Origin of the sequence: Roseburia sp. MSJ-14 (assembly GCF_018918225.1) — a bacterium.
Classification (GTDB): Bacteria; Bacillota; Clostridia; order Lachnospirales; family Lachnospiraceae; genus Petralouisia.
This window is the reverse complement of record NZ_JAHLQD010000008.1, coordinates 141596-154584: the sequence shown is the minus strand read 5'-3', so window position 1 is coordinate 154584 and position 12989 is coordinate 141596. Positions and strand designations below refer to the sequence as shown.

The following is a 12989-nucleotide window of genomic DNA, read 5'->3' as shown; positions in this document are numbered from 1 at the left end:
CTTCATGCAAGCACTCGATTTTCTTCGCTACTCGCGTAAATGTAAAAGACTGTTGGAAAACAGTCTTTTACCAATTATGTCCATTATAAAATTTTATATCTTGTTTGTCAATGGATGACCCTTTTTAACTACGCTTTATATGTTGGTGCGTAAACAAGTGTTCCTGACAATATTCATAGTTTCCCTCACATTTTGAGCAAAAACGAAATTCTAAATTGTCTCCATCCTTTTCTGTTCTTCCGCAAATCGCACATTTATGTCTGGTAACTCCTTGTGGTTGACGCATTTGCTGCCGATACACCTGTTTTCTATGAATTTCCTTTGGTGATACTCTATTATAATTTCTGGTACTTAGGTAAAAAATCAAAAAGTTTGCCAGTGATGCTAAAATAGCTACTCTTTCTGCTAAATTTCCACTGATAAAGGAAAACGCAGCCCAGATAAATTCTATCAATCCCATCCATTTTGCTCTAATTGGGATTAAGAAATATAATTGAAATTGAACATTTGGAAATAACACCGCAAATGTTAAGAATAAAGACATATTGATATAATTTGTGCTATAATAGCCTCCAATACCAATTAATAATTTACCTGTTATCCAATAATTGATTCCATATAATGCCATAGCTGAAATAGCGGTAAGCAATATTCCACCAATCATATACACGTTATATCGAAATGTTCCGATGACTCTTTCGATTGATATCCCGATAAAATAATAACACATTAGCATAAAAATTAAAAAAATCATACTGGTAGATGGCGGTATCAGAATCCATGAAATTAATCTCCAAACCTCTCCATGCATAATGTAATATGGCTCCAATGTTAAGTAACTAACTACATTTGGCATTGTAAACTCAATAATATAGCCCAAAACATAAAATCCAATCAACCAAAATGTCAAATTCTGGATGGCATACTTTCCGAATTTTCGCTCCATTTTATTTAAGAATTTCATAATACACCTCATTTGTCTTTTCATTCATTTTTCATATAGGTATTATTATAGGTTTTGCCAAAAACTTTGTCAACGAAACCGATTACTGTTTCATAAAAAGTTTATAAATTCACTCTTCCCCTTCTTCATATGAATTTATTTCCGGCTGCATATTCTGTCTCATGCGCATATCTTCTCTCATGCGCATATCTTCTCTCATGCGTTCCTCGTCTCTCATTCGTCTTTCATCTTCCGGCTGCATATTCTGTCTTGTGCGCATATCATTATCATTTCTTGACTGCATATCATTTCTTGACTGTATATCATTTCTTGGTTGCATATCGTTTCTTGGTTGCATGCGGGTTGGGATGCACAATTCATCCCCTACCTGAAGGTTATATACATTTACATAGGGATTTGCAAACATCAGTTGCGTTACACTTACATGATATTTTTTCCCTAAATTATAAAGTGTATCTCCATCTTCAATTACATGTACCATTCCCCTACAGGTTCTTCCCATATAAATCGGACCAATTGGAATATTTCCAGTTTCTCTTGCCATAACATTCTCCACTTTTCTTTTTAGCATATTATATTCTGTTTCTCCAAAACGGTTCTATGTTCGCATATACTGCATATATTGGACAAGAGAAAATCTAAACATTCTATAAAAAAATACGAAATAAATTGTTTTTTGTAAGTTCCTGTCGTATAATAAACTTTGTTTGATTTCTACTATGATATATAAATAGGTAGAAACATGATATTTTTACACTTTGTAAACATAGCTCAACTGCATATTCTTGCCAGTTTGAGTGTTGGAGGTTATATTATGGAAAATCAAAATTTACACAAGTTGGGCATTGATATTGGCTCTACTACCGTAAAAATTGCTGTTTTAAACGAACAAAATGAAATGTTGTTTGCTGATTATGAGCGACACTTTGCTAATATTCGCGAAACACTTTCTGACTTACTGTCTAAGGCGAAGGAGGCAGTTGGTAATCTACGTTTAGCTCCGGTAATTACCGGTTCCGGCGGACTTACCTTAGCAAAACACCTTGGAATTCCATTTGTACAGGAAGTTATTTCTGTCTCAACAGCATTACAGGACTATGCTCCTCAGACAGACGTTGCCATTGAGCTTGGTGGAGAAGATGCCAAGATTATTTACTTTGAAGGTGGTAATGTAGAACAACGTATGAATGGTATCTGTGCAGGTGGTACCGGTTCTTTTATCGATCAGATGGCATCCCTGCTTCAGACAGATGCGCCTGGACTTAATACATATGCAAAAGATTATAAGGCACTCTACCCAATCGCTGCGCGTTGTGGTGTATTTGCCAAAACAGATATTCAGCCATTGATTAATGAAGGTGCTTCTAAGGAAGATTTGTCTGCTTCTATCTTTCAAGCCGTGGTAAACCAGACCATTTCCGGTCTTGCCTGCGGAAAACCAATTCGTGGACATGTTGCTTTCCTTGGTGGTCCTCTTCACTTTCTTTCTGAATTGAAGAAGGCTTTTATCCGTACTTTAAATTTGGATGATGAACATGTAATTGCACCGGACCACTCCCATCTTTTTGCTGCTATCGGTTCTGCCTTAAACTGCAAGCCGGAAGTTACTATGGAATTAGATGAGATTCTGGACAAACTTTCCTCTGATATTCATATGGAATTTGAAGTAGAACGTATGGAACCACTGTTTGCTTCTCAAGAAGAGTATGACAGTTTTTCCAAACGCCATGGCAAACATCATGTAGTAACCGGTGACCTTTCTACTTATGAAGGCAACTGTTACCTTGGAATTGATGCTGGTTCTACCACTACCAAAGTTGCATTAGTTGGGGAAGACGGTTCTTTACTCTATTCTTTTTATAGCAGTAATAACGGAAATCCACTTGCTACCGCAACAACTGCCATTCGTGAGATTTACGACTTATTACCGGAAAAGGCTCATATTGTCCATTCTTGCTCCACTGGTTATGGTGAAGCTTTATTAAAGGCAGCCTTTATGCTGGATGATGGCGAAGTTGAAACCGTTGCACACTACTATGCTGCTGCATTCTTCAATCCGGATGTAGATTGTATCCTGGATATTGGTGGTCAGGATATGAAATGTATTAAGATTAAAAATCAGACCGTAGACAGTGTTCAGTTAAATGAAGCCTGTTCTTCCGGATGTGGTTCTTTCATCGAGACTTTTGCCAAGTCTTTGAACTACTCCGTAGAAGATTTTGCACAGGCAGCCTTATTTGCGAAAAATCCTATCGACCTCGGAACCCGTTGTACTGTATTTATGAACTCTAAGGTAAAACAGGCACAGAAAGAAGGAGCTGAGGTTTCCGATATCTCTGCGGGACTTGCTTACTCTGTTATTAAGAATGCTTTATTTAAGGTTATTAAAGTAGCAGATGCCAGTGACCTTGGAAAACACATTGTAGTACAGGGTGGTACTTTTTATAATGATGCCGTACTTAGAAGTTTTGAAAAAATTTCCGGTTGTGAAGCCGTAAGACCGGATATTGCCGGTATCATGGGAGCTTTTGGAGCCGCACTTATCGCACGAGAACGTTTTGAAGATAATCCTGCTACTACTATGCTTTCTATTGAGGAAATCGAAAATCTGGAAGTAGATACAAAATTAGTACGTTGTCAGGGATGTACCAACCACTGTCTTTTGACTATCAACCGTTTCTCCGGTAATCGTCAGTTTATCACCGGTAACCGTTGTGAACGTGGTCTTGGCAAAGAAAAGAACAAAGAACAGATTCCAAACTTGTTTGAATACAAGAATAAACGTATTTTTGATTATGAACCGTTATCTGAAACGGAAGCAGTCCGTGGAACTGTTGGTATTCCAAGAGTGTTAAATATGTATGAAAACTATCCTTTCTGGGCTGTTTTCTTTAAACACTTAAAATTCCGTACACTGCTCTCTCCGCAGTCTACACGAAAGATTTACGAAATGGGTATTGAATCCATTCCTAGTGAATCTGAATGTTATCCTGCAAAATTGGCACACGGACATGTATCCTGGCTTATACAGAATCATGCAGACTTTATTTTCTATCCATGTATTCCTTATGAGCGAAATGAGTTTCCTGACTCAAACAACCACTATAACTGTCCGATTGTAACTTCTTATGCAGAAAATATTAAGAACAATGTAGATGAGATTACTTCCGGTCAAATGCGTTTTCTGAATCCATTTATGTCCTTTGGTAATAAGGATGCATTAACCAAACAGTTACAGCTTGTTTTTGAAAAAGAATTCTCTATTCCGGCTGCCGAGGTAAAGGCTGCTGTAGATGCCGGATGGCAGGAACTGGCAGATATGCGCGAAGATATTCGCCGTAAGGGAGAAGAAACCTTAAAATACATGGAAGAAACCGGACACAGAGGAATCGTTTTAGCAGGACGTCCTTATCATGTAGACCCAGAAATCAATCATGGTATTCCGGAACTTATTACTTCTTATGGTATTGCAGTTTTAACAGAAGACTCGGTTTCCCACTTACAGAAAGTGGAACGCCCTTTGATTGTTATGGACCAGTGGATGTATCATTCCAGACTTTATGCTGCTGCTAATTTTGTAAAAACAAGAGATGACTTAGACTTAATTCAGCTTAACTCATTTGGTTGTGGATTAGACGCTGTTACTACGGATCAGGTAAATGATATTTTATCCAAATCAGGAAAGATTTACACTTGCCTGAAAATCGACGAAGTAAATAACTTAGGAGCTGCGCGCATTCGTATTCGTTCTCTCCTTTCCGCTATTCGTGTAAAGGAAAAACAACATACCAAGCGTACCATTGTTCCTTCTAACTACAACCGTGTAGTATTTACCGAAGAAATGAGAAAAAATTATACCATTCTCTGCCCACAGATGTCTCCAATTCACTTTGAATTGATTCAACCTGCCTTCCAGGCTGCCGGTTACAATCTGGAGGTGCTTGACAATGATGGTAGAGATGCTGTCAACATCGGTTTACGTTACGTTAACAATGATGCCTGCTATCCGTCCTTAATGGTCGTTGGACAGATTATGGATGCAGTATTATCCGGCAAATATGATTTAACCAAAACCGCGATTATCATTTCCCAGACCGGTGGTGGATGTCGTGCTTCTAACTATATTGGATTTATCCGCCGTGCATTGGAAAAAGCCGGATACCCGGATATTCCTGTTATCTCCATTAACTTAAGTGGTTTGGAAGATAACCCGGGATTCAAGCTCACTATCCCATTGATTCAGCATGGTCTTTATGCTTTAGTATTTGGTGATATTTTCATGCGTTGCCTGTACCGTACTCGCCCTTACGAGGCTGTTCCTGGTACTGCTAATGCTCTTCATGAAAAATGGAAAAAGAAATGTATTGACTTTGTATCTACCACAAAAATGCTTTCTCATCGGAAGTTTAAACGTTACTGTCGTGAAATCATTCGTGACTTTGACAATCTTCCTATGCTGGATATTCAAAAACCAAGAGTCGGTGTGGTAGGTGAGATTCTGGTTAAATTCTTACCAGCTGCAAACAATTATCTGGTAGAATTACTGGAAGCAGAAGGTGCTGAAGCAGTTGTTCCTGACCTTACAGACTTCTTCCTCTACTGCTTCTACAACACCAATTTCAAAGCAGAGAACTTAGGTATGAAGAAATCTTCTGCCCGTACTGCAAACCTCGGAATTAAGGCAATTGAGTGGTTAAGAAGTGCTGCCAGAGACGAATTTGAAAAGAGTAAACATTTTGATCCACCAGCTCATATTGAAACACTGGCAAAGTATGCTGCACCAATCGTTTCTCACGGAAACCAAACAGGTGAAGGCTGGTTCTTAACCGGAGAAATGTTAGAATTGATTCATACAGGAACCAACAACATTGTTTGTACACAGCCATTTGCGTGTCTGCCAAACCACATTGTTGGAAAGGGTGTTATCAAGGAGTTACGTCATCAGTATCCGCTGTCAAATATCGTAGCCATTGACTATGACCCGGGTGCTTCTGAAGTAAACCAGTTGAACCGTATTAAGTTAATGCTTTCTACTGCACAGAAGAACTTAGCTAAAATACAAGAAGAAGCAGATGTATAAACTCAGATAATATAAAACTCCTCTGAATGTGTTCATTATCATTAACATAACACATCCAGAGGAGTTTCTTTATTCCTATTCCATTTTATTTCACTATCTTTTTCTTCTTACCAAAATATACTGCTCCTACTCCACTTAAAACTGCTATAACAAACCACATATATGGAATAGTTGTCTCTCCTGTCTTAGGTGCCTGTGCGGATTTTACTGCTTTCATTCCAGCACTATTTTTCCTTTCTGTGCCAGGCATTGTCGTTTTCGTTGCCTGCTTTTTCACAATCGTATAAGTAGAAAACTGATTGGTTGCAAAGGATAAAGTGCCTGTGGAATCATCATATATTACCGGAAGTTCCGTCAAACTACCATTATGATCTCTGACTACACTATATGTCTCTCCATCTGCAAGAGAAGCCGAATCTAATTTTAAACCTACAGTAATATCGTCCTGAAATTCGGTAATATTATTTTCCCAATAAGTATCATTTCCCTTGCTCACCACATTATCCAATGTGAGATCTACGGATGCCACTTTCGTAACTGAATTTCCATTTACTGCGCTTGTTACATCGATTGCATAATTACTGTTATCAGCTACCGTCATTTTTAAATTTCCGCTATCTGCCGCATTTTTCCCATTTGTAATAGACACATTCTGTACCACTTGACTCTTAGAACAATCTACCTGATCTTCTGTTTTTACAAATAATGCTGCTAAATGCAAATTAGTATCTGGCATAGTAAATGTAAATGTGCTAACCTCATTTTGGGCAACGATGGTTGTTCCGTTTAAAGATGCTTCTTTTAATTGATATCCATAGTTTGGTTTTAACTGAATGGTAACAACATCTCCCGGCAGAAGTTGCACATACCCACCATTTCCATTCTGTTCATTCTTGCAAGCCTGACCATTAATTTTTAAAATATCTACTGTTCCATTTGCTACAACAGCATCATCTCCAAAGTTACTATCTTCACTCCAAACAATCGTCTTTTTCTTGTCAAAGTCTATCTGAAATTCATATACAGACTGTGGGTTTAATTCAAATTGTTGACCGTTTTCGCTAATTAATGCTTTATAGTCAATATTTAATCCCCTATCATTCTCTCTAAAGTACCCATCAAAAAAATCTCCTGTAACTCTAATAGAGATATATTTATAACCATCTGTTACAAAATCAATATTTTCCTTACTTTTTGTTAATTTTTCTTCATTTGTCCAATTAATTCCATCATTTGACAACTTATAAATAACTTCTCCAGTTGCCTGATTTTGATAAGAAAGTCTAAAATTCAATCCGGTAGTCTGTGGATTGGGATTCGGCTCCGGATTTTCTCCTGGATTCGGATTATTTCCACCATCCTTTGTAAATGCAATCCCCAATGTATAAGACTGTCCATCTTCTAAATCAAATCTCTGGCCAACACTTCCTGTCACACCCATGCAATCTACCCAAGTTGTACTGGTAGCCGATACTCGAACTCCTTCTGCTTTGGTAACTTTTACAGTTATATTCGACTTATCACTAATATCAATTGAAGTTCCAGAAGTTGCCGTTTTCCAATCCGCTTCTCCATCAAGCATATACTCTACCAGATTTCCTGATGTATTTGTGGTATCCGTTATGTTTACTGTAAATGTTGTCCCCACACCTTTTGCTACTGCCTTTAGCTGAACACTTCCCATAAACAGAGAGCATATCATAACCATAGAAAGTATCCACGCCATTCTCCTTCTTTTTTGTTTCATAAAACCATCTCCTATCATTTTTTATTTTTCCAGGCATAATAAAATTGCATTAACCCTATTCTGGACTTTGTTTCTGTTTTTTTATTCAATATTGCAATATGTCGATATAATGCTGCCCTTGATATAAAAAGTTGCTCTGCAATTTCCTGCACACTATCATCTGAGGTAAGCAATACTTGAAGTACTTCTTGCTCCCGTACCGTAAGTCCAAACTCTTTGGAAAATTTCCAAAGTTTTTCTTTCTCATTTTCCTCTTGTACTTCTGTTTTTTCTTCCTGATAATCCTCTTTTTCCAACTGTCCTGCATATAAAAACATAGTCACACTAATTAGTGCAAATAGAACAAGTGCTATCATACTTATAAACATACTATTTCCAGATTGGATTAGCGAAATAGATGCTGTACCTATAATTCCTGCACAGATATTATTAATTGCACGTCCCATTCCTGCCCAAAGTTGTGGTACTTTCATATAAGAAGATAATTCCATAAATCCCGTCGTAAAAAACACAACAAAAAATCCCGCAGAAAGATAAAATACTATTAGCCCAATTAAAAATGTTCCGCCTGATACAATAATCAACACACATATGGTAGACAACAGTGTGACACAATACATAATGATATTCATGTAACGCCGTTTTTTTATATCAAATAATACTCCTGCTATCAGTCCACTTACAGCTAAGAGTAATCGTGGCCACTGTTCAATATCTACATTTCCCGCTGCATGTATCAACGTTACTGCATTATCTAATGTTGCAAATATACAAGTCATCAACACTACTCCTACTATTAAAATAACACCTGCTATTGTAGGATTTTTTAACGTTTTTTTTGCCTCTTTTACCATTATTTGCTCATGGTCATCCAGTCTTAATAATATCAGAATGAATATTACCCAAAACACTGATAGAACAATGGCTTCAACAGTATCATTATGTACTAAATTATTATTAAGAAACTGAAGTAACAATCCCACTGCATAGGCTATTCCCACTGTCTTTGCCAGATTTTCATCATTTTGAAGAATAACTGCCAATAAATAATGCACGGCACTTCCAACAACTCCCAATAATACAAATCCTATACACCCTGCTGTCAATGTCATCCCGTAAGAAGTATGACACTGCATGACAAAGATACACACAATACTAATGGTGGAAATAAGAAAAAAGCCAATCTCCTTTGCCCGTTTTGCTAAAATCTTTCGTATCACCGGATAAAGAACAAATCCTAACACGCTGATTCCCAGAATATAACTTTGTGCCAACACTACGTCTTTTGAATTGGTTGTGTAGGCTATCATATTATCAAACATATATTCTGTTCCTAAAAATATAAAATTAAACAGAGCTAATTCTATGATTCCCCATATTCGTTTCCCATCTACACTTTTCTTCATTTGTTTCTTCTCTCCCATTAAGAAATCTTATTTTTATTATATACAAATGTCTCATGTAATCAAGTTGACAAATATCTCATTTATTCTAATTATAAGGTTTTCCTAGTTTTTTTCCTATATCTTCCATTGTTTTCTACTTATCAATCTTCCATCCAGACTTGGAAGAACAAAACTACTTTCTTGACAGGAGTATATTACAAACTGTAAAATGCAAGTAGCAATAATTGAAAATTGTGAAGGTTTTTCCCATGCAAATAGAAACTCGTTCACAAAAAGTAGGGCTGGCTTTATATCGAAAACTGATTGCATTTGCTAAAGCAGCAAACGTAGAGCACATCATTTTGGATACCCCTTCCGTTGCTCATGCAACACACAAGTTCTACGAAAATGCCAGATTTCGTAAAATTGACACTATAGATTTGCCGATTTCATATGTCTATCCTGATAGAAACAGTTTTCTATATATGCTAGATTTATAAGTTTGCACATGTAAATCAAACTGAATACTTTGCATTTAATATAACAAATGTGGCTATCGCACTGATGAAAATCATCACTCAGTCCGATAGCCACATTCTTTCTTCTCTTCTATTTTTCCTGTAATTCTTCCGGATAATACATCTCCCATTCTTTTCGCAAATCTGTCATAAGCTCCATGACATCCCTTGTATAGTCCAGCAAAATATCTTCGTCATTTCCTGTAATTGCCTTTTCCATATCCTCCATTTCATACTGAAGTGCACGGCTCATTTCTCCCTCTTTTATGGTTTCAACCGCTCCACTTTCTGTATAAACAATCTTAGCCTCTTCTGCTCTTGGATAATCATATATTTCAATATAGCCTTTTTCTCCACATATGTTACAACGCTTTGGCTGCTTTGTATGTAAGGATAAGGAAATTACTACCATCTGTCCTTCATCATTCTGCATCACAATACCGGACATTTCATCTACACCACTCGGTGCTTTTCTCATCATGGAAATCACCTTACTAGGCTTGGATTTCAAATAGCATCTTGCTAAAGATATGGCATACACACCAATATCTAACAAAGCGCCTCCTGCAAGATTTGGGTTAAAGAAACGATTTTCCATATTATATTCTTTGAAGCTTCCAAAGTTAATCTGAATCATTTCCACATCACCAATCGTACCATCTGCTACCATTTTACGCAGCTTTTTGTGAAGCGGCATATGATATATAGTCATGGCTTCTGCAAGCACTACCTGCTTTTCTTTTGCAAGTTTTTCTGCCTTTTCTAATTCCTCACGATTTAACGTAATGGCTTTTTCACACAATATATGCTTTCCGTAAGAAAATGCTTCTGTCATAAAATCTATATGTGTATTATGTGGTGTCGCAATATAGATTACATCTACTTCCTCATCGGAAAACATCTCATGAAAATCATCATATACTTTTTCAATTCCATACTTTTCTGCAAATGCTATGGCTTTTTCATGCGTTCTATTTCCTACTGCATACACTTTTTTTCCTGCATTTTTCAAAGCCTGTGCCATTTCATTTGCTACTACACCGGTTCCTAAGATTGCCCAATTAATCGTTTTTCCCATACCTTTTCTCCTTACTGTTCCTTGTTTTTTGCATGTTCTGCTAAGATTCGTAAAAACTCCCTATGGTATTTATAAAAGCAAAACAAAATAGAAATACAACATACACCAATTAAAATATTTGCTAACACAACCGGGATGTTATAGAACAAAATCAATATCATAGATGTTCCATATAAAATCACTGTGTTTAATTTTCCAAACCACAACGCCCCATTATTTTTTCCGGTTGTACTTATGACCTTAAGTTCCATGAAAGACATGTAAGCTTCCTTCATTACAAAAATCCCCACTTCTATTACCATCGCCGGATATCTGCTAACTAATGCCAGCATAACGAATCCCTGTGTCAGCTTGTCTGCAAAGGGATCTAAAATCTTACCAAAATCACTTACCATATGAAAATGTCTGGCTATTTTTCCATCTATTACATCTGTAATTGCCGATAATACCAGAATACCAAATGCAATATAATATCCTTTTTGGTCTTTTACCTGTAAATATACTACCAGAAAAACAACTGCTAATATCAACCGAAATAAACTTAACACATTTGGAATAGTTATTATCTTTTTAGAATTGTCCTTTTCCTTCATGTTTTCAAACCTCCTGTGTGAATCACTTTACTATAACGATTTTCCATACCAACTTTTTCTATATCAGCACTCTCTTTTTCCAGCCCCCCTGGAAGTAACGGAATACTGCTATTATCAATCCTACAGACCATCCGATTGGATTTGCCCACATAATAATTTTTCCTGCTGTTATTCCAGCCAACGCATAGGACAGAACCACACGGGTAGCCAGATTACACAGACTGCATGCCAAGAACCACTTCATATCTGCTGCCCCACGCAGTATTCCACTGCTTACGTTCATAATTCCCATAATGAAATAGAATAGCGAAACAATACTCAAGTATTCTGCTCCAATAGAAATTGCTCCTGCACTGTTAGCAGAATCCATAAATAACCCAACAACCTCTTCGCCTGCGAAATGCAATACTACTGCAATAAAAAGTCCGATTCCCGCTGCCATGGTAAGGCAAATTCGGTACCCCTGACTGATTCTTTCCGGTTTTCTTGCTCCCATGTTTTGTGCCACATAGGTAGATGCTGCATTTCCAACTGCTACCATTGGTGTAATGGCAATCCCATCAATCTTAACTGCTGCCGTATATCCTGCAATAAAAGTAGAACCAAAGCGATTTACCACGGACTGTATTAAAAGCATCCCCACAGACACAATAGACTGCTGAACAATGGTAGGAATTGCTACTGTTACCATACGTTTTAACATACCAACATCATACTTTGCAAAGTACTCTGTCTCTATTCCTTTTAACTTACTCATTAGAAATCCAAAGGAAAGTACTGCTGAAATTGCCTGTGAAATCAAGGTTGCCCAAGCAGCTCCTGCAACTCCCATGTGAAGTTTCGCCACAAAAAATAAATCTAATCCGATATTTAATATAGAAGAAAACATTAAAAACAACAGTGGCTTTGTGGAATCTCCCAATGCATTAAAAATAGCGGAAAATGCATTATACAAGAACAAGAATACAAAACCGTAAAAATAAATCTGTAAATATGCCGATGCCTCTGGGAAAATATTATCCGGTGTTCCCATCAGTCTTAATATCCCTTTGTTAATTGCCATTCCCAGAATACTTAACAAAATACTAAATCCAAGAATGGATAATAGGGCTGTTGAAATAGCTGTTTTCATCTTGGCAAGTTGATTTGCACCAAACAACTGGGAAACCACAACCGAACACCCGATTCCTGTTCCAATAGCTACCATAACAAATAACATGGTAATTGCCGTAGATGCTCCAACTGCCGCTAACGCATCCTCCCCTACTACATTTCCTACAATAATTGAATCTACAATATTATAAAACTGCTGAAACAGATTTCCTCCTACCATTGGCAGTGTAAATGCGATTAATGCCTTTGTTGGATTACCTGTTACCATACTTCCTTTTAACTGATTTTCCATTTTCTCCTCTTTCTGCCTCTCTTTCTAACTCTAACCAACCGTTTCTTATTTTACTATCTCAACGCTTTTCGGTCAACTCTTTTCCACTTTATAAACTTTTAATAATTTCATAATCCCGCTAGTTTCCTGGCTTTCCGCCATTTTGTTAGCACTCATTGTAAAAGAGTGCTAATTTTCTATTGACTTTTACAAAATGCAGTATTACAATTTTTTTCAGAG

Annotated in this window: 9 protein-coding genes; 2 read left to right on the top strand and 7 right to left on the bottom strand. The window is 37.0% G+C overall.

The window, feature by feature from the left end; translation table 11 throughout:
- Window positions 1–124: 124 nt before the first annotated feature.
- Complete coding sequence (locus KQI83_RS03130) at window positions 125–964, bottom strand: FUSC family protein (RefSeq protein WP_216554689.1); 840 nt, start codon at window positions 962–964, stop codon at window positions 125–127.
- A 109-nt stretch (window positions 965–1073) separates the two neighbouring features.
- Complete coding sequence (locus KQI83_RS03125; protein WP_253295478.1) at window positions 1074–1508, bottom strand: LysM peptidoglycan-binding domain-containing protein; 435 nt, start codon at window positions 1506–1508, stop codon at window positions 1074–1076.
- A gap of 270 nt (window positions 1509–1778) precedes the next feature.
- Between KQI83_RS03125 and KQI83_RS03120 the strand changes: the two genes are divergently transcribed.
- On the top strand, window positions 1779–6044 hold the full coding sequence (locus KQI83_RS03120; protein WP_216554687.1) for a 2-hydroxyacyl-CoA dehydratase: 4266 nt from the start codon (window positions 1779–1781) through the stop codon (window positions 6042–6044).
- Between the two features lie 85 nt (window positions 6045–6129).
- Here the strand turns inward: KQI83_RS03120 and KQI83_RS03115 are convergent, their stop codons facing one another.
- Together KQI83_RS03115 and KQI83_RS03110 are read right to left on the bottom strand one after the other, a co-directional pair.
- Window positions 6130–7791: an InlB B-repeat-containing protein gene (locus KQI83_RS03115; protein ID WP_216554685.1), complete on the bottom strand. Its 1662-nt coding sequence runs from the start codon at window positions 7789–7791 to the stop codon at window positions 6130–6132.
- A 14-nt stretch (window positions 7792–7805) separates the two neighbouring features.
- Complete coding sequence (locus tag KQI83_RS03110) at window positions 7806–9197, bottom strand: LuxR C-terminal-related transcriptional regulator (RefSeq protein ID WP_216554683.1); 1392 nt, start codon at window positions 9195–9197, stop codon at window positions 7806–7808.
- Window positions 9198–9445: 248 nt separating this feature from the next.
- Here KQI83_RS03110 and KQI83_RS03105 point away from each other — a divergent pair, with 248 nt between their 5' ends.
- On the top strand, window positions 9446–9676 hold the full coding sequence (locus KQI83_RS03105; RefSeq protein WP_216554681.1) for a hypothetical protein: 231 nt from the start codon (window positions 9446–9448) through the stop codon (window positions 9674–9676).
- A 109-nt stretch (window positions 9677–9785) separates the two neighbouring features.
- Here the strand turns inward: KQI83_RS03105 and KQI83_RS03100 are convergent, their stop codons facing one another.
- The 3 genes from KQI83_RS03100 to KQI83_RS03090 are packed head-to-tail and all read right to left on the bottom strand — an operon-like array spanning window position 9786 to window position 12770.
- Window positions 9786–10772: a Gfo/Idh/MocA family protein gene (locus KQI83_RS03100; RefSeq protein WP_216554680.1), complete on the bottom strand. Its 987-nt coding sequence runs from the start codon at window positions 10770–10772 to the stop codon at window positions 9786–9788.
- A gap of 11 nt (window positions 10773–10783) precedes the next feature.
- Window positions 10784–11365, bottom strand: coding sequence for a CDP-alcohol phosphatidyltransferase family protein (locus KQI83_RS03095; protein ID WP_216554679.1), 582 nt, complete (start codon window positions 11363–11365; stop codon window positions 10784–10786).
- A gap of 58 nt (window positions 11366–11423) precedes the next feature.
- Complete coding sequence (locus KQI83_RS03090; RefSeq protein ID WP_216554678.1) at window positions 11424–12770, bottom strand: MATE family efflux transporter; 1347 nt, start codon at window positions 12768–12770, stop codon at window positions 11424–11426.
- Window positions 12771–12989 lie beyond the last annotated feature (219 nt).